19 protein-coding genes are annotated in these 16,485 nt (G+C 63.0%); 6 read left to right on the forward strand and 13 right to left on the reverse strand.

The genetic code is table 11. From position 1 onward, the window contains the following. Window positions 1-75: 75 nt before the first annotated feature. Both yedA and N6G83_RS11605 read left to right on the forward strand, forming a co-directional pair. Window positions 76-999: a drug/metabolite exporter YedA gene (yedA, locus tag N6G83_RS11600; protein WP_025302048.1), complete on the forward strand. Its 924-nt coding sequence runs from the start codon at window positions 76-78 to the stop codon at window positions 997-999. A gap of 103 nt (window positions 1,000-1,102) precedes the next feature. Beyond that, window positions 1,103-1,279 carry a hypothetical protein gene (locus N6G83_RS11605; RefSeq protein WP_162837922.1) on the forward strand — a complete coding sequence of 59 codons (177 nt, stop codon included), beginning with the start codon at window positions 1,103-1,105 and terminating at the stop codon, window positions 1,277-1,279. On the opposite strand, the gene N6G83_RS11610 is transcribed toward N6G83_RS11605, so the two are convergent. Next, window positions 1,267-2,178 (reverse strand): LysR family transcriptional regulator, encoded by a 912-nt coding sequence (locus N6G83_RS11610; protein ID WP_025302047.1) that lies wholly within the window; start codon window positions 2,176-2,178, stop codon window positions 1,267-1,269. The two genes, N6G83_RS11605 and N6G83_RS11610, sit on opposite strands and share 13 nt — an antisense overlap. Window positions 2,179-2,312: 134 nt before the next feature. Between N6G83_RS11610 and N6G83_RS11615 the strand changes: the two genes are divergently transcribed. Continuing rightward, entirely contained in the window at window positions 2,313-3,032 is a 720-nt protein-coding gene (locus N6G83_RS11615) for an SDR family oxidoreductase (protein WP_025302046.1), read from the forward strand. A 6-nt stretch (window positions 3,033-3,038) separates the two neighbouring features. On the opposite strand, the gene N6G83_RS11620 is transcribed toward N6G83_RS11615, so the two are convergent. The 9 genes from N6G83_RS11620 to N6G83_RS11660 form a co-directional block, all read right to left on the reverse strand. Beyond that, window positions 3,039-3,800 carry a phosphate/phosphite/phosphonate ABC transporter substrate-binding protein gene (locus N6G83_RS11620; RefSeq protein ID WP_080433008.1) on the reverse strand — a complete coding sequence of 254 codons (762 nt, stop codon included), beginning with the start codon at window positions 3,798-3,800 and terminating at the stop codon, window positions 3,039-3,041. 28 nt (window positions 3,801-3,828) lie between these two features. Continuing rightward, window positions 3,829-4,602 carry an ABC transporter permease gene (locus N6G83_RS11625; RefSeq protein WP_260515361.1) on the reverse strand — a complete coding sequence of 258 codons (774 nt, stop codon included), beginning with the start codon at window positions 4,600-4,602 and terminating at the stop codon, window positions 3,829-3,831. Further along, window positions 4,599-5,534: an ABC transporter ATP-binding protein gene (locus tag N6G83_RS11630; protein ID WP_260515362.1), complete on the reverse strand. Its 936-nt coding sequence runs from the start codon at window positions 5,532-5,534 to the stop codon at window positions 4,599-4,601. Before N6G83_RS11630 ends, N6G83_RS11625 begins: the two co-directional genes overlap by 4 nt. Next, window positions 5,531-6,691, reverse strand: a complete 1,161-nt coding sequence (locus N6G83_RS11635; protein WP_099816760.1) for an ABC transporter permease — start codon at window positions 6,689-6,691, stop codon at window positions 5,531-5,533. Before N6G83_RS11635 ends, N6G83_RS11630 begins: the two co-directional genes overlap by 4 nt. 61 nt (window positions 6,692-6,752) lie before the next feature. Continuing rightward, window positions 6,753-7,682 (reverse strand): ABC transporter substrate-binding protein, encoded by a 930-nt coding sequence (locus tag N6G83_RS11640; protein ID WP_025302041.1) that lies wholly within the window; start codon window positions 7,680-7,682, stop codon window positions 6,753-6,755. 40 nt (window positions 7,683-7,722) lie between these two features. Beyond that, window positions 7,723-8,754 (reverse strand): fatty acid desaturase, encoded by a 1,032-nt coding sequence (locus N6G83_RS11645; RefSeq protein WP_260515365.1) that lies wholly within the window; start codon window positions 8,752-8,754, stop codon window positions 7,723-7,725. Between the two features lie 89 nt (window positions 8,755-8,843). Then, window positions 8,844-9,320: an OsmC family protein gene (locus tag N6G83_RS11650; protein ID WP_043136993.1), complete on the reverse strand. Its 477-nt coding sequence runs from the start codon at window positions 9,318-9,320 to the stop codon at window positions 8,844-8,846. Window positions 9,321-9,460: 140 nt separating this feature from the next. Beyond that, the gene (locus tag N6G83_RS11655) at window positions 9,461-9,835 is read right to left on the reverse strand and encodes a cell envelope integrity protein TolA (RefSeq protein ID WP_142590639.1); all 375 of its coding nucleotides are present in this window, start codon (window positions 9,833-9,835) and stop codon (window positions 9,461-9,463) included. A gap of 41 nt (window positions 9,836-9,876) precedes the next feature. Beyond that, complete coding sequence (locus N6G83_RS11660) at window positions 9,877-10,788, reverse strand: LysR substrate-binding domain-containing protein (RefSeq protein WP_025302038.1); 912 nt, start codon at window positions 10,786-10,788, stop codon at window positions 9,877-9,879. 140 nt (window positions 10,789-10,928) lie between these two features. On the opposite strand from N6G83_RS11660, the gene N6G83_RS11665 reads away from it, so the two are divergent. From N6G83_RS11665 to N6G83_RS11675, 3 genes are read left to right on the forward strand one after another with little or no spacing between them, the layout of a single operon-like run. Next, entirely contained in the window at window positions 10,929-11,573 is a 645-nt protein-coding gene (locus N6G83_RS11665; protein ID WP_004939390.1) for a hydrolase, read from the forward strand. 48 nt (window positions 11,574-11,621) lie between these two features. Next, window positions 11,622-12,167: an antibiotic biosynthesis monooxygenase gene (locus tag N6G83_RS11670; protein ID WP_099816756.1), complete on the forward strand. Its 546-nt coding sequence runs from the start codon at window positions 11,622-11,624 to the stop codon at window positions 12,165-12,167. Between the two features lie 21 nt (window positions 12,168-12,188). Continuing rightward, the gene (locus tag N6G83_RS11675; protein WP_025302036.1) at window positions 12,189-14,060 is read left to right on the forward strand and encodes an amidohydrolase; all 1,872 of its coding nucleotides are present in this window, start codon (window positions 12,189-12,191) and stop codon (window positions 14,058-14,060) included. A 101-nt stretch (window positions 14,061-14,161) separates the two neighbouring features. Here the strand turns inward: N6G83_RS11675 and N6G83_RS11680 are convergent, their stop codons facing one another. The 3 genes from N6G83_RS11680 to N6G83_RS11690 form a co-directional block, all read right to left on the reverse strand. Continuing rightward, complete coding sequence (locus N6G83_RS11680) at window positions 14,162-15,292, reverse strand: Gfo/Idh/MocA family protein (protein WP_260515367.1); 1,131 nt, start codon at window positions 15,290-15,292, stop codon at window positions 14,162-14,164. A gap of 228 nt (window positions 15,293-15,520) precedes the next feature. Beyond that, window positions 15,521-16,144, reverse strand: coding sequence for a glutathione S-transferase family protein (locus N6G83_RS11685; RefSeq protein WP_025302034.1), 624 nt, complete (start codon window positions 16,142-16,144; stop codon window positions 15,521-15,523). A 15-nt stretch (window positions 16,145-16,159) separates the two neighbouring features. Then, window positions 16,160-16,342, reverse strand: coding sequence for a DUF1127 domain-containing protein (locus N6G83_RS11690; RefSeq protein WP_016928567.1), 183 nt, complete (start codon window positions 16,340-16,342; stop codon window positions 16,160-16,162). Between the last annotated feature and the right edge of the window lie 143 nt (window positions 16,343-16,485).

Genomic DNA, 16,485 nt, shown 5'->3' on the forward strand with positions numbered 1-16,485 from the left:
GCCATTGCTTATCGGTTGCCCAATCGGGTTTACTGAGCGTTCTAATAATAATCATCCCTGCAAAAACACATCCCTATGCTTAGCCAACAAAGCCGTAGCGTCCTGCCGTTGATCGGGGCGTTGTTCACGTTATATATCGTTTGGGGTTCCACCTATTTCGTCATTCGCCTCGGCGTCGCGCAGTGGCCGCCGCTGATGATGGCCGGGATTCGCTTTCTGATTGCCGGCATCGTGCTGTTCAGTTTCCTGGCCTGGCGCGGCCACGCGCTGCCGACGCCGAAGCAGTGGCTGGCCGCCGGCGCCATTGGCATTCTGTTGCTGGCGGTAGGCAACGGCCTGGTGACGGTGGCGGAACACCAACATGTGCCGTCCGGCATCGCCGCGGTGATGGTGGCGACGGTGCCGCTGTTCACCCTCTGCTTCAGCCTGCTGTGGGGCATGCGCAACACCAAACTGGAATGGGCCGGTATTGCGCTCGGGTTAGTGGGCATCGTGCTGCTCAACACCGGCAACAACCTGGTGGGCAACCCGACCGGCGCGCTGTTGATCTTGCTGGCGTCGGCCAGTTGGGCCTTTGGCTCGGTATTGGGATCGCGCATCTCGCTGCCGGCCGGGCCGATGGCCGGCGCGGCGGAGATGCTGGTCGCCGGCGTGGTGTTATTGGTCGCCAGCCGGCTGAGCGGCGAGCACCTGGCTCAGATGCCGAGCACCGGCGGCTTTCTGGCGCTCGGGTACTTGATTGTCTTCGGCTCGATGCTGGCGATCAGCGCCTATATGTTCTTGTTGAAGAATGTGCGCCCGGCGGTCGCCACCAGCTATGCCTACGTCAACCCGGTGGTGGCGGTGCTGCTCGGCATCGGTTTCGCCGGTGAATCGCTGGCGCCGCGCGAGTGGCTGGCGCTGGTGATCATCGTGGCGGCGGTGGTGCTGGTGACGCTGGGAAAATACCTGTTCGCCCGCCCGGCCAACGTACAGGCCATCGACTGCGAACGGCGGTGATCACAAAGGGCGGTCTGCGGGCCGCCGTTAAAAACGATTCTTGTTTCACCCGGCGAAGGGGCTATAATTCCCGCTGTTCCAAGCAACCTGCGAAATTATTCCTATGCTGAAAAAAGCGTTCCTCATCGTCATCGCCCTGTGCGCCTTCGGTTCTCTGGGCGGCGTATTCCTCGCCGGGCTGAACATCTACACCCGTTCCACCACCCCGCATGAAGAAAGCGCGCCTGCCGGGGATACCGCCGCCACGCCGGCGCAAACCGAAACCCTTCAGGCCAAGTGATCGTCCATCCAACGCTGACAGCGCTGCTGTAAAAAGCGCTGCAGCTGCCTGACGCGTTCCGACACCTGCGAGCGATGCGGGCAGACCAGATTGATCGGCACCGCGTCGCTGCGCCATTCCGGCAACAGCTGCACCAGCCGCCCGGCGCGAATGTCGGCCACCACGTCGATCGCCGACTTGCGCACCACCCCGTGGCCAGCCAGCGCCCAGCGCCGCGCCACCTCGCCATCATCGGTAAAATAGCTGCCGTTCAACGGCACTTCGATCAGTTCCTCACCGCGCCATAGCCGCCATTCCACCTGTCGTTTGCCGCTGGGCTGATACACCAGAATGCTGTGCCGAACCAGATCGGCCGGCGTTTGCGGCGCGCCATGCCGCCGCAGGTAATCGGGGCTGGCGCAGATCAGCCGCCGGTGCTGCGGCAAAATGGGCAGCGCCACCAGCGAAGAGTCGGCCAACGGCCCGAAACGGAGCGCCACATCCACCGGTTCGCGAAACAGATCGGCCTGCCGATCGTTGATCAGGAGCTGCAGCTGAATATGCGGGTGCTGCAGGCGGAACTCATCCAGCCAGCAGAGCAGCAAATTGCGGCCAAAATCCGACGGCGCGGAAATCTGCAGTACCCCGGACAGCCCCTGATGCTTCTCGCGGATCGCCTGCTCTCCTTCGGCCAACGCGCCCAGCGCCAGGCGCGCGCTGTCGAGATAGCGGGCGCCCTCCTCCGTCAACCTCAGGCTGCGGGTGGAACGCACCAGCAGCCGCGCGCCCAGCTGCTGCTCCAGCCTTTTCACCGCGATGCTGGCCGCCGCCGGCGTCATGTCCAGCGCGCGCGCCGCGGCGGAAAAACTGCCGCCATCCACCGTGCGGACAAACACCTCGAGATCGACAAATGAGGTCATGTATTTCCCCTCTTTTTAGCCCAATCAATTATTAATATTAATTTACAAGTGTTTGCTATTAGGCGGGCTTTTTTCCTCATTTTCAATCAGGAAAGATAGATCCCGTTGAAACTTACCTAAAAAGAGGCCTTAACATGACGATTCCCGACTCCCCCCTGAAACGACAAAAGCTGGTGATCCTGGGCGGCACCAGCGGCATTGGCGCCGCGGTGGCCTACGCGGCGGCGGCGCGCGGCGCTGAAGTGGTGCTGGCTTCACGTCGCCTTCCCCACGCCGGGGAGAAAAACGACGCGCTGCATCTGATGCAGGCCGACCTGACCGATGAAGCATCACTGCATGCGCTGTTTGCCGCCGTCGGCGCTTTCGACCATCTGGTGATCACCGCCGGGCCGTTGGTGGACGCGAAACCGCTGGCGGAGACTGCCTTTGAGCAGGCGCAGGCCGACTTCAACGTCAAATTCTGGGGCAGCTTGCGCGCGGTGCAGGCGGCGCTGCCGACGCTGGCGCCGCAGGGCTCGATCACCCTGACCTCCGGCCAACTGTCGCGTAAATACCTTGGCGGTCAGTTGATCAAAACCGGCATCAACGCCGCGCTGGAAGCGGTCGGCAAACAGTTGGCGAAGGAGCTGGCGCCGCGGCGGGTGAACGTGGTCAGCCCCGGCATCACCGCCACCGAAGCCTACGACGGCATGAGCGCCGCGCAGCGTCAGGCGCTGTTCGAGCGCGTAAGCGGCAGCCTGCCGGTCGGCCGGATCGGCCAGGCGGCCGACGTCGCGGCGGGTTACCTGCTGGCGATGGAGAACGGTTTCGTCACCGGCAGCGTGATCGACATCGACGGCGGCGGCCTGCTGTAACGGCGGCTAGAGCGCCGTCACGCCCTGTGCGGCGGCCTGCTGCTCCAGCACGGTGATAATCTGGTAGGCCGAGCGCGGCACCAGGCTGAAATCGCCGATCAGCAGGCGGTCGCTGACCGCCTCATCCAGCATCGCTCGGGCGCCGGCGCGCAGGATGTCCACCTGTTCCGGCGGCGTGCCGGCTGCGGTGATCAGCGGCAAACCGGGCACCGCCGCCGTGCGGCCGATGATTTTCAGCCCCTCCAGCGCCTGTGGCTGCGCGCGGCGCAGCAGTTCCATGCTGATGGAATCGATGGCGGCGATATCCGCCTGCCCGCTGCGGATCAGCTTCAGCGACTGGTAATGCGCCCCGGAGGCGATAGCCGCACCGAAGAATTTCCCGTCCTGCGCCAGCGGCGCGATCAGCGCGCGCAAGCCGTTGTAGCCGGACTGGGAATCGGTGCTGTTATACGCCACCGTCCGGCCGCGAAAATCCGCCAGCCGTTCGCCGGGGTCGCCCGCGCGCACCACCAGCCAGCTGCGGTAATTTGGCCCGTCGCACCCTTCCACCCGATAATGATAGGTTCCGATCAGCTGCACCTGCGGCAGGCTGCTGACCAACGGATAACCGCAGGTTTGGCTGAGCAAGAGATCCTCGCGCCGCCAATGCTGCGCCAGATCGTCCGGCCAGCTAAGCCGTTCCGGCGCCGCCGGCAACCCCAGCCGCAGCAGCTTGCCGCGCAAGACCTGCCAGAAGGATTCGGCCTGCTCCCGGCCAACGCCGTACATCGGTAGAGACACCTGCATCATTTCCCCCTTACTCCGCCGGAGTGGTCGCCAGCGTCTGCTGGCGCCAGGCGGTGAGATAACGCACCCAACGTTCGAACAGCATATCGGTGATAATAGCCAACAACGCCACGACCGCCGCGCCCTGGATCACATAGGCGGTGTTAAACCCGCTCAGGCCGATGATGATCGGCGAGCCGAGCGTCTTGGTGCCGACGGTGGAAGCGATGGCCGCCGTACCGATGTTAATGATCACCGACGTGCGGATCCCGGCGACAATCACCGGCGCCGCCAGCGGCAGTTCAACCCGCCACAGAATTTGCCAGGCGCTCATCCCCACGCCGCGGGCGATCTCGCGCGTGGCGGGCGGTACCGATTCGATGCCCGCCAGCGTGCCCTGCAGGATCGGCAGCAGGCCGTACAGCACCAACGCAATGATCGCCGGCTGCTCGCTGAAGCCCATCACCGGCACCGCTACCGCCAGCACCGCCACCGGCGGGAAGGTCTGCCCCACCGCCACTACCGTTTCCACCAGCGAACGAAACTCCCGGCCGCTGCGTCGGGTCACAGCGACGCCCGCCGCCACGCCGATTACCACCGCGATCAGGCTGGAGATCGCCACCAGCGACAGGTGCGCCCCCACCAGCGCGATAAAGCTGTCCTGCTGATAAATGGGCCGCTCCAAATCAGGGAACCAGGCGGCGAACAGGCCGCGCAGATGATCCATGTCGAACACCAGTGCCAACAGCAGCGCCAGCGTCCAGGGCAGCGGATCGCGCAGCAGGCGCCCGATGCGCCCGCTCATGACAGCGCCTGCCCGGCGATCAGATCGTTGAAATGCAACACCCCCAACGCTTCGCCCCGTTCATCCACCACCGGCAGGCAGTCGCTGCCGCGCGCCACGAACACCGACAGCGCCTCGCGTAGGCTCATGGCGGCGGCGATCGGCTCGCCCCCAGCGACGCCGGGCCGCACCCGCTCCGCCACCGTACCCAGCGACAGCAGCTTGATGCCGCGATCGCTGCGCCCGAAGAAATCGCGCACGAAATCGTTGGCCGGGGCGGTCAACAGCGTCAGCGGCGTGCCCTGTTGCACCACCCGCCCCTGATCGAGCAGCACCAGGCGATCCGCCAGGCCCAGCGCCTCGTCAATGTCGTGCGTCACCAGCACAATGGTGCGGCCCGAGATCTGATGAATACGGGCGATCTCCGCCTGCAGCGCCGCGCGGGTGACCGGATCCAACGCGCCGAACGGTTCGTCCATCAACAACACCTCGGGATCGGCGGCCAGCGCGCGCGCCACTCCGACCCGCTGCTGCTGCCCGCCGGACAGCTGGTGCGGGTAGCGATGGCGAAACAGATCCGGCTCCAGATGCAACAGCTCCAGCAACTCGGTAACCCGATCGCGGATGCGCGCACGCGGCCATTTCAGCAGTTGCGGCACGGTGGCGATGTTCTCCTCCACCGTCCAGTGCGGGAACAGACCGATCGATTGGATCGCATAGCCCATGCGCCGCCGCAGATCCTGCGGTTTAAACGACTGGATCTCTTCGCCGGCAAAGAGGATCTTGCCCCGATCGTGTTCGATCAGGCGATTGATCATTTTTAACGTCGTGGACTTGCCGGAACCCGAGGTGCCGATCAACACGGTGAATTCGCCCTCGGCGATGTGCAGCGTGAGATCGTCGACTGCCGGCTTGCCCTGAAAAATTTTGCTGACTTGCTCAAAGTGAATCATCGGCGCGATACGTCCAGGATTGAAACCCAAAATTTAAACAGCGAATCGACGATGACCGCCATCATAACCACCGGGATCACCCCCAGCAGAACCAGATCCAGCGCGCTGCTGAGCAGCCCCTGGAACACGATGGCGCCAAAGCCGCCGGCGCCGATCAGCGCCGCCACCACCGCCATGCCGACGGTTTGCACCGCCAGGATGCGCACGCCGGTCAGGAACAGCGGCAGCGCCAACGGCAGCTGCACGCGCAGGAAGATCTGTCCGCGCGTCAGCCCCATGCCGGTGGCGGATTCGATCACCCCGGCCGGCACGCTTTGCAGCCCCGCCACTACGCTGCGCACCAACGGCAACAGCGCGTACAGCACCAGCGCCACGATCGCCGGCGCCATGCCGATGCCGCTGACGCCGTGCTCCGCCAGCCAGGGCACCGCCGCCGCCAGCCCCGCCAGCGGCGCAATCAGCAGGCCGAACAGCGCGATGGAAGGCACGGTCTGGATAATGTTCAGCGCGGAGAAAATCGGCCGCTGCCAACGCTCGGAGCGAAAACACAGCACCCCGAGCGGCACGCCGATCGCCAGCGCCGGGGCCATCGTCGCCAGCAGAATGGTCAGGTGCTGCAACAGCGCGGCGTCAAACACCTCCTGACGATTGTGGTACTCCTTCAGCAGCGACAGCTGATCGAGCTGATGCCCGAACAGCAGCAGCGCCGGCGGCACCAGCACCAGCGCGTTGCCCAGCATGCGCCACAGGTGCGACGCGGTGAGGCGCGCCATGGCGTCGGCCGCGATCAGCAGGCTCAGCGCCATCGTCAGCCAGCAGCCGCTGCCCCAAGAGGTGCGCGCCAGGCGCGACCCCTCCTGCGCCAGGCGTTCGGCGGCCTGCCCGCTGATCCAGAACGCCAGCGTCAACACCCCGCAGGCGGCCAGCGCCGCCAGCAGCGCCCGCCCCCGCGTCGGCGGCAACAGGCTGAGGCTCGCCAACGCCGCCAGCGGCAACAGCAGCCACAGCGCCGGGCCGTGCAGCAGGGAGAACAAGGAGAGACTTTTGCCCGACAACAGGCGATTGGGGGCATAACTGAGGAACGGCAGGCCGAACGCGGCCAGCAGCAACAGCATGAACAGCGTCAACAAGACGCGATGTTTTACGGCGATAGTCAAAGAAACGCTCCGGCTCCCTCGGTTAACCCCCTCTCCCGACGGCAGAGGGGGCACCTCGGCATTATCCCTTAACAAACCCTTTCTCTTTCAGGTAAGCGGCCGCCACCTGTTTGGCGTCCTGGCCTTCCACGGCGATCTGCGCGTTGAGTTTTTGCAGCGTGGGCCCGTCCAGCGAGGCGAACACCGGCTTCAGCAGCTCAGGTAGATTGGCGTGCGCTTTCAGCGCCGCTTCGCGCACGATCGGCGCCGGCGCGTAGATCGGCTGTACGCCTTTCGGGTCCGCCAAGGTCTGCAACCCCAGCGCCGCTACCGGGCCATCGGTGCCGTAGGCCATCGCCGCGTTGACGCCGGAGGTCTGCTCCGCCGCCGCCTTGATGGTCACCGCCGTATCACCGCCGGCCAGGGACAGCAGCTGATCCTGATTCAGTTTGAAACCGTAGGCACTCTGGAACGCCGGCAGCGCATCCGGCCGTTCGATAAATTCCGCCGAGGCCGCCAGCTTGAACTTGCCGCCACCGTTGATCCACTTGCCGAGATCCGACAGCGTTTTCAGATGATTGGCCTCCGCCACGTCCTGGCGAATAGCGATGGTCCAGGTGTTGTTGGCCGGCGCCGCGTCCAGCCAGACGATTTTGTTTTTGTCGTAGTCGAGCTGTTTCACTTTCTCGAAGCCGGCCTGGGCGTTCTTCCACGCCGGATCTTTCTCATCGGAGAAGAAAAACGCGCCGTTGCCGGTGTACTCCGGGTAGATGTCGATCTCACCGGAGGTGATGGCGCCGCGCAGCACCTTGGTGGTGCCGAGCTGCAGCTTGTTGGTGGTCTTGATGCCGTTGGCTTCCAGCACCTGCACGATGATGTTGCCGAGCAGCGAACCTTCGGTATCGATCTTGGAGCCGACGCGCACCGAGTCGGCCGCCTGCGCCAGGCCGCCGGTGGCCAGCAGAGCCAGCGCGACGGCAAAGGAACGTCCGCGTGATAAGGTGATTGCCATACTTTTCCTCTGGTTATACGTTTTCCGGCTCATGGGCCAGTTAGGTTGGAAAATCCTGAGAAACGCGCTTCCAGCGCGCAATAAATTTTTCCGTCGGCAGGGCATCGCCTCCCCCCTGCGGTTCACCGGCGCGCAACGGATGCACGCCGACGTCGATCGGCGTCAGGGCGTAATCGCGCAGCCACTCGCCGTAACCTTGCGCGACAAATCCCTGACTGCGCCGCTGATACGCCTCACGCTCCGCCAGATAGACTTCGCGCAAACCATACCAGGGCAGGCCGGGCAGATCGTGATGCACTAAATGGTAGTTCAAATTGAGAAACAACAGCCGCCACGGCCAGCCCGCCTCATTAATAATAGAACGTGCCTGCGGTGCGTCCACGGCGCGATGCTCAAAAAACGATCTCACCTTGGTCAGCGCCAACGCCGGATAGCTGATGGCCAACAGGTAAAACGCCGTGCCGACACCCTGCATCTGCAACCAGTGCAGCAGTACCGCCAACAGCGACAGGTGCGCTAACCACCTCGCCCAGGCGCGCCACTCCCCTCCGGCGAGCGCTTTCACCGCCCCGGCCAGGGTCGCGGCAATATCCAGCGCCGGGCCGAGGAGCACCCGGCCGATCAGCGTATTGCGCACGGCGGCCAACAGCGGCAACAGGCGGGGATAACGCCGCCACTGCGCGGCGCTGAAGTAATAGCTTTCGGGATCTTCGTGCGGATCGGTCAGGTGGTCGTTGCGGTGGTGGCGCAGATGCGAATCGCGATACAGCCCATAGGGATACCACACCGCCAGCGGCAACAGGCCGAACAGCTGATTGACGCGCGGCCAGCGCGTCGGGTGGCCGTGGATCAGCTCGTGTTGCAACGACAGGTACCAGGTGGTCAGGAGGATCAGCAGCGGTGCGCCAAGCCACGGGCCCAGCGCCTGCCAAGAATACGCCACGCCGAACCAGCCGCCGTACACCGCCGCCATGATCCCCCAGGTGGGCAGCTCCAGCCGCCAATGCCGGCGCCGATAAAGCTGCCTGATTCGTTCGCGCTGTTCGGGGTGCAAATAGTGGGCGTGGGACATGCTGCGGCTCGCGGTAAGAGATTTTCTCTCAGTATCCGTGAGCCGTTGCGGCGTTCAAAATAACGAAAATGGCAAAGCTAAGTGAAAATTCAGCGGGTTGCGTACGCGGCATGCGGCTCACACGCCACCGGGAAATTCACCGAGTTGGCGATAAAGCACAGGTGATGCGCCTTCTCGTGAAGCTGTTGCGCCAGCTGCAGATCGTCGCCATCGCGCACCGTGACCTGCGGCCGCAGCGTCACCGAGGTGAAAAAGCCGCCGCGCGCGGCGTCTTCGCGCATCACGCCCACGGCATCGTCCTGATAGGCCAGCACCGAAATCCCCGAGGTGGCGCACAGATGCAGGTACCATAATTTGTGGCAAGCGCTGAGCGATGCCACCAGCAAATCCTCCGGATTCCAGCGCGTCGCGTCACCGCGGAAGGCCGGATCGGCTGAGCCGGCGATATCTGCCTTGCCCACGGCGCCGATCCTGTGATCGCGTCCATAAGCGCGATAATCTTCCGTGCCTGCGCCTACATTCCCCTGCCAGGTCACCGAGACCTGATAATGATGCTCGCCTTTCATGTCTTTTGCTCCCGTTGGCCGGCCAATGAAAAATTGTCTGGGTGCATGCCCGGAGAACACTATTGGCGGAAAAGCGTGAATACGCAAACGGCGAAACGAGAAAAAACGGGCCGCGCAGGCGGCCCGTCGGTCACATCCCTTCAGGGAACGAAATCGAGCACCACGGCGTTGAACAACGCGTACTCGGTGGCGTTGGCCATCGGCGGAAACTGCGCGTGCTGCACCGCCGCGCTGGCCGCCGCACACAGGGGCGCATCGCCCCTCACGATCTTGCTGCTCACCAGCTTGCCGTCCGGGCGCAGCCGTATGCTGATGGTGCAGCGTTGGCCGCGCGCGTGTTCCGGCAAACGCAGCTCGCGGCTCACCGCGTTATGCACCCGCACCGGATAGCTGAGCGGCATCGCAGTCTGCGCCTCGGCCTGCGGCCCCGGCAACGGGGTGCCGGCCTGATGGCCGGCCCCCGCGCCGCAGCCGCTCAACAACAACAGCGCCAACAGGCCTAGTGTCTTTTTCATTCCCGATGTCCTTATTGGGGATTAATCTTTATCGAGCGCCCTTACTGCGCCGCTGGGTAAGCCTCACCGTCATCCGCGTAACGCTGCAGGCGCTCGCGCCACCACTTGGCCGCCAGGCCGCTGGCGCTTTCACGCCAGCCGAAATAGGCAGCGTCGCTGCAGCGCTCAGATTCAACGCGTTTCGCTACCAGTTCGCCGCTGTTCAGGTAAGGTTCCGCCAGAGAACGCGGCAGATAGCCACAGCCCAGCCCGGCCAACTGCGCCTGCAGTTTGGCGTCAAAGCCGAAGACCGTCAGCGTATCCTGTTCTTCCAGCAGGTTCAGGCTCTGCGGCGCGTTGACGCGCGAGGTATCGCGCACCACCACCGCCCGGTGCTGACGGATCTCATCCTTCGGCAACGGTTCCGGCAGCGCCGCCAGCGGATGCTGCGGCGCGACGGCGAACACGTAATCCAGCTGCCCCAGGCGGCTGAACGCATAGCCCACCCGCGACGGCGGCTCGCAAATGGCGCCGATGATAATGTCGGCGCAACCGTAAACCAGCGACTCCCAGGAACCGGCCAGCACCTCGTGGCTGAAACGCAGCCGGGTATGGTGATGCTGCCGATAGAACTCGTCGATCAGCGGCAACAGGCGGGCAAACGGGAAGGAGGCGTCGATCCCGAGCGTGATCTCGCTTTCCCAGCCGTTCTCCACGTAGCGCGCCTGCTGTTCCAGATCCTGCGCCGCGCGCAGCAACACCCGCCCTTTTTCCAGCATCAGCTTGCCGGTATCGGTGAACTTCGCCCGATGGCCGGAGCGATCGAGCAGGGTGATGTCAAGATCGTTCTCGAGCTTTTGCACCATATAGCTCAGTGCCGAAGGGGTTTTAAACAGTGCGGCGGCCGCGGCGGCGAAAGATCCGTGCCGGTCCAGCGCGTCCAAAATCAGCAGCGCTTCCAGGTTTAATCTCATGCTTTCTCCCGTGTATAAAAAAACTCAACAAGTCGGCAAAAATTCTGCGGTATCTTTGAAATCGCCCTCTGCCTACCATGGGTTTTATCGGCGTTACACTCATCAGATGTTCAACCGAAATATCACTGGGAAGGTAAATTATGTCCAAGTTTCAACTGCTTGATAAAGACAATTCCGCACTGATTTTTATCGATCATCAACCACAAATGGCCTTCGGCGTGGCTAATATTGATCGTCAGCAACTGAAAAACAACGTTGTTGGTTTGGCGAAGGCAGGCAAAATTTTCAACGTCCCCACCCTTTTCACCTCGGTCGAAACCGAAAGCTTCAGCGGCTATATCTGGCCGGAACTGCTGGCGGTACACCCTGAAATCACCCCGATTGAACGTACCTCGATGAACTCCTGGGAAGACGCGGCCTTCGTTAAAGCCGTGGAAGCCACCGGCCGCAAAAAGCTGGTGATCTCCGCGCTATGGACCGAAGTTTGTTTGACCTTCCCGGCGCTGATGGCGCTGGAAGCCGGCTATGAAGTGTACGTGGTGACCGACACCTCCGGCGGCACCTCCGTCGATGCGCACGAACGCTCGATCGATCGCATGGTGCAGGCCGGCGCCGTACCGGTGACCTGGCAACAGGTGCTGCTGGAGTACCAACGCGACTGGGCACGCAAAGACACCTACGACGCGGTGATGGCGCTGGTGCGCGAACACAGCGGCGCGTACGGCATGGGCGTCGACTACGCTTACACCATGGTGCACCACGCACCGGCCCGCACGGTGAAATAATTCCCCCTGCCCCGGCCCCGCGCCGGGGTATTTTCAGGAGTCGGTTTTATGGCCCATCCGCAGCATGTCACGCTGGTGATCACCCACCGTTTGGCGCCGGGGAACGAGCAGGCCTATGAGGCCTGGCTGAACCGCATCATGCCGGACGCCGCGGGCTTCACCGGCCATCTGGGCGTCAACGTCATCCGCCCATCCGACAGCGAACAGGCCTATACGGTGCTGGTCCGCTTCGACAATGTCGACAATCTCTACCGCTGGCTCAACTCGCCGCTGCGCAAGCAATACATCGAAGAAGTCACTCCGCTGTTGCTGGAGAACGACCATATCGAGATCCGCCCCGGCGCGGAGTTCTGGTTTACCCCGCCCAACCCCAACGTGCGCCAGCCGCCCCAGTGGAAGCAGTTCATCATCACCCTGCTGGTGATCTTCCCTTCCACCAATCTGGTGCCCTGGTTTTGGGGGCTGGCGCTGCCGCAGTTGAACGGCACGCTGCTCGGCCATTTTCTCAATGACGCCACCGTGGTCGCCCTGGTGGTGTACCTGTGGATGCCCATCGTGACTCGCGTTTTTCATCAATGGCTGACCCGCCGCTAGGCGGTTCGCCGGGAGAATGTTATGAACCACCACGCTTCATTGATCATCACCAACGGCAAGTTTCACACCGTCGATCGCCAAAATCCTACCGCACAGGCGGTCGCCATCCGCGACGGCAAGTTTCTGGCGGTCGGCAGCGAAGCCGAAGTCATGCAGCACGCCGGGCCGGAAACCCAGGTGATCGATCTGCACGGCCACACCGCCATTCCGGGCCTGAACGACTCGCACCTGCACCTGATCCGCGGCGGCCTGAACTACAACCTGGAGCTGCGCTGGGAAGGCGTGCCTTCGCTGGCCGACGCGCTGCGCATGTTGAAAGAGCAGGCGCTGCGCACGCCGAGCCCGCAATGGGTGCGGGTGGTCGGCGGCTGGACCGAATTCCAGTTTGCCGAACGCCGCATGCCGACACTGGACGAAATCAACCAGGCGGCGCCGGACACGCCGGTATTTATTCTGCATCTCTACGATCGCGCGCTGCTCAACCGCGCGGCGCTGAAGGTAGTCGGCTACACCAAAGACACGCCGAACCCACCGGGCGGCGAGATCCAGCGCGACGCCAACGGCAACCCGACCGGCATGCTGATCGCCAAACCCAACGCCATGATCCTGTACGCCACGCTGGCGAAAGGGCCGAAGCTGCCGCTGGAACAGCAGGTCAACTCCACCCGCCAGTTCATGCGTGAGCTGAACCGCCTCGGCCTCACCAGCGCCATCGACGCCGGCGGCGGTTTCCAGAACTACCCGGAGGATTATCAGGTGATCGCCGAGCTGCACGAGAAAAAGCAGCTGACCATCCGTATCGCCTATAACCTGTTCACCCAGCGGCCGAAGCAGGAACTGGAAGACTTCGAGCTGTGGACTGATATGCTCAAGCCAGGCCAGGGCACCGATTTCTATCGCCACAACGGCGCCGGCGAGATGCTGGTGTTTTCCGCCGCCGACTTCGAAGACTTCCTGCAGCCGCGCCCGGATCTGCCGCCGGGCACCGAAGACGAGCTGGAGCGGGTGGTGCGCCATTTGGTCGAGCACCGCTGGCCGTTCCGCCTGCACGCCACCTATGACGAGTCCATCAGCCGCATGCTGGACGTGTTCGAGAAGGTGAACCGCGACATTCCGTTCAACGGGCTGCACTGGCTATTCGACCACGCCGAAACCATTACCGAACGCAATATCGAACGGGTCAAGGCGCTGGGCGGCGGCATTGCGGTGCAGCATCGCATGGCGTTCCAGGGCGAATATTTCGCCGATCGCTACGGCATCGAAGCCACCAAACATACGCCGCCGGTAGCGAAAATGCTGGCGGCTGAGCTGCCGGTCGGGCTGGGCACCGACGCCACCCGCGTCGCCAGCTACAACCCGTGGACGGCGCTGTACTGGCTGGTCTCCGGCCGCACCGTCGGCGGCATGGCGATGTACGACGACAGCGCCCGTCTGGATCGCGAAACGGCGCTGATGCTGTGGACGCAAGGGAGCGCCTGGTTCTCCACCGAACAGGGCAAGAAAGGCCAGATCAAGGTCGGTCAGTTGGCGGATATGGCGGTGCTGTCGCAGGACTATTTCAGCGTGCCGGAAGAGCAGATCAAAGGCATCGAGTCGGTGATGACGGTGGTGGATGGCAAAGTGGTCTACGCCGCTGGCAGCTTCTCGCCGCTGGCGCCACCGCCGCTGCCGGTGCTGCCGGAGTGGTCACCGGTCACCCAAGTGCCGGGCCATTACCGCTCCGCGCCGCCGTCGGCGGCAGCTCGCGTCGGGGTCGTGAGCCAGGCGCACCAATGCTGCGGCCCGTGCGGCGTACACGCGCATCAGCATGACATTGCGCGCCGCTCCAGCATCCCGGTGTCGGACGAGAATGCCTTCTGGGGCGCGTTCGGCTGTTCGTGCTTCTCGTTCTAAGTTGCCAGCCCAGCAACTTATTACGTAACTAGCTTAATAAGATACTAAGTTAGTAAAGTAGCAAATTAATGGCGCTGTCCGCGGAGAGCGCCATTTTATTGTCAATCGCGGTTGATCTCCAGCCAGCGCCGCTGCTCGGCGGAGGCGGCTATCGCATCCAGCACGCAAGACACCTTCCAGCCTTCTTCAAAGTCCGGCCACATGCGATCGCCCGCGGCGATGCCGTTGACCAGATCGCGGATCTCCACCGTCTTCTGATCGTTAAAACCAATGCCGTGCCCGGCGCTGATGCAAAACGCCGCATAGTCCGGGTGCTTCGGCCCCACCAGCAGCGTCTTGAACCCCTGCCGCTCCACCGGTTCATCGTGCCGATACAGCTTCAGCTCCGCCATCCGTTCCTGGGTATAGCTCAGCGTGCCTTTAGTGCCGGTGACCACATAGGTCAGCCCCATCTTGCGCCCGCAGGCGATGCGCGACGTTTCGATCGTGCCCATCGCCCCGCCGGCGAAACGCAGCAGTGCACTGGCCTGATCTTCGTTTTCCACCGGCAGCAGGCGCGCCGGGTCTTTCGGGTCCGGGCGCTGCTTGATCACGGTCTGCATATCGCCAGAGACCGCCACGATATCGCCCACCAGGTAGTGCGCCATGTTGACGATGTGCGCCGCCAGATCCCCCAACGCGCCCAGCCCGGCGCTGGCGCGGCGGCAGTGCCAGTCGATCGGCGTGCGCGGGTCGGCCAGGTAATCCTCATTGTGGGTGCCGTAAAAATGCACCACCTCGCCGATTTCGCCGTTGGCGATGATCTCGCACGCCAGCTGGCTGGTCGGGTTCTTCATGTAGTTGAAACCGACCAGCGTTTTCACGCCCTTGGCGCGGGCGGCCTGCACCATCTCCGCCGCGTCGGCGGCGTCCAGCGCCAGCGGTTTTTCCGAATATACGTGCTTGCCGTGGCGGATCGCCTCCAGCGCCATCTCTTTGTGTAAGAAGTTGGGGGCGCAGATGTCTACCACGTCGATCGCCGGATCGGCCACCAGCTGCCGCCAGTCGCCGGTCGAACGCGCAAAGCCGAACTCGGCCGCGCGCTGCGCCGCCAGCTCGGGCGTCACCTCCGCCAGCATCTCCAGCACCAGATCCCCTTTAAGGGGAAATACCGTGGGGGCCTGCGCATAAGCGATAGCGTGACAACGCCCGATATAACCGGTGCCGATTAACCCAACGCGTACCTGTTTCATCATTTTCTCCCGTGACCGAAATTCTGTGTAGAACCAGGCGCGGCTCAATGAAACGCGCCGATTGATAACGGGTTTATATGGAATATAAATTTCAATAACAAGCACGCGGGAAAATAAAGTTCATATTCGTGATGCCGTTCATGAAACGTTGACGGGATGATGCAATGAGGAAAGCCCGGACGCGGCTGGTCGTATCCGGACGGGATAAAATGAACCATTTATTTCATATTACGGCAAACCGTTGGCACCGTGTTGCACGTAACCAGGGCGTTGCAGCAGGCGCTGCTGATAGGCCGCCAGCGCCGCATAATTCGGCCGCTCGAACGGCGTCATCAGCCAGCGGTTCAGCGACAGCCCCAGCACCACGTCCGCCAGCGTGAAGGTAGCGCCGGCGGCATAAGGGCCGTGCTGCGCCAAATGCCTGTCCAGCAGCCCCATCAGCCGATTCCACTCGCGTTCGGCGGCGGCCAGGCTGGCGGCATCCTGGTAATCCGCATGCCCACGTACCCGCGACATGAACACATAGCGCCAGGCGCCGTTCAGATCGGTGGCCTGCCAGTCCATCCACATCTCCACCGCCGCGCGCGCGCCGGGTTCCTGCGGCAGCAGATCGCGGCGCCCTTCCCGCCCCACCAGATAGCGGCAAATGGTGTTCGACTCCCACAGCACCCGCTCGCCGTCAATCAGCACCGGCACCAGGCCGTTGGGATTCAGCGCCAGAAACGCCGGCTCCTGCGTGGAGCGAAAGCCGCTGCCCCAGTCTTCCCGTTCCAGCGTCAGCCCCAGCTCCTGACAGGTCCATAACACTTTGCGCACGTTGATTGATGAAGCCTTGCCCAAGACTCTCAGCATCGGTTTTCCTCTTATCTATTCTTTCCAGAAAGGTTTACATCCTTCACGCAGCGCTTCTGCACGCGACAAACCAATATCGATCAGCCGCGCATCGTCCAGCAATAATAATTCTTTTCGCGTCCTGTAGCGTTGCAGATACAGACGCCAGCGTGACCCACCGAATGAGCGCCGCCGCGGCGCGCCAGTAAACAGAGCCATCTTGTTATTCTCCCTGATGTTTTCGCGTTGCAGTCATCATGCTCGCCGAGAGAAAAACAATACAGATTCACGCTGGCGCTATTTTTTTCATACAGCTGCACCAAAAAACCCACTGAATGGTTTACTTTGAAAGCATCTGTACC

It is taken from the genome of Serratia sp. PL7, assembly GCF_945957435.1.

Coding starts and splice junctions, on each gene's coding strand:
- yedA (WP_025302048.1), top strand. CDS start 76: ATGCTTAGCCAACAAAGCCGTAGCGTCCTGCCGTTGATCGGGGCGTTG.
- N6G83_RS11605 (WP_162837922.1), top strand. CDS start 1,103: ATGCTGAAAAAAGCGTTCCTCATCGTCATCGCCCTGTGCGCCTTCGGT.
- N6G83_RS11610 (WP_025302047.1), bottom strand. CDS start 2,178: ATGACCTCATTTGTCGATCTCGAGGTGTTTGTCCGCACGGTGGATGGC.
- N6G83_RS11615 (WP_025302046.1), top strand. CDS start 2,313: ATGACGATTCCCGACTCCCCCCTGAAACGACAAAAGCTGGTGATCCTG.
- N6G83_RS11620 (WP_080433008.1), bottom strand. CDS start 3,800: ATGTACGGCGTTGGCCGGGAGCAGGCCGAATCCTTCTGGCAGGTCTTG.
- N6G83_RS11625 (WP_260515361.1), bottom strand. CDS start 4,602: ATGAGCGGGCGCATCGGGCGCCTGCTGCGCGATCCGCTGCCCTGGACG.
- N6G83_RS11630 (WP_260515362.1), bottom strand. CDS start 5,534: ATGATTCACTTTGAGCAAGTCAGCAAAATTTTTCAGGGCAAGCCGGCA.
- N6G83_RS11640 (WP_025302041.1), bottom strand. CDS start 7,682: ATGGCAATCACCTTATCACGCGGACGTTCCTTTGCCGTCGCGCTGGCT.
- N6G83_RS11645 (WP_260515365.1), bottom strand. CDS start 8,754: ATGTCCCACGCCCACTATTTGCACCCCGAACAGCGCGAACGAATCAGG.
- N6G83_RS11650 (WP_043136993.1), bottom strand. CDS start 9,320: ATGAAAGGCGAGCATCATTATCAGGTCTCGGTGACCTGGCAGGGGAAT.
- N6G83_RS11655 (WP_142590639.1), bottom strand. CDS start 9,835: ATGAAAAAGACACTAGGCCTGTTGGCGCTGTTGTTGTTGAGCGGCTGC.
- N6G83_RS11660 (WP_025302038.1), bottom strand. CDS start 10,788: ATGAGATTAAACCTGGAAGCGCTGCTGATTTTGGACGCGCTGGACCGG.
- N6G83_RS11665 (WP_004939390.1), top strand. CDS start 10,929: ATGTCCAAGTTTCAACTGCTTGATAAAGACAATTCCGCACTGATTTTT.
- N6G83_RS11670 (WP_099816756.1), top strand. CDS start 11,622: ATGGCCCATCCGCAGCATGTCACGCTGGTGATCACCCACCGTTTGGCG.
- N6G83_RS11675 (WP_025302036.1), top strand. CDS start 12,189: ATGAACCACCACGCTTCATTGATCATCACCAACGGCAAGTTTCACACC.
- N6G83_RS11680 (WP_260515367.1), bottom strand. CDS start 15,292: ATGAAACAGGTACGCGTTGGGTTAATCGGCACCGGTTATATCGGGCGT.
- N6G83_RS11685 (WP_025302034.1), bottom strand. CDS start 16,144: ATGCTGAGAGTCTTGGGCAAGGCTTCATCAATCAACGTGCGCAAAGTG.
- N6G83_RS11690 (WP_016928567.1), bottom strand. CDS start 16,342: ATGGCTCTGTTTACTGGCGCGCCGCGGCGGCGCTCATTCGGTGGGTCA.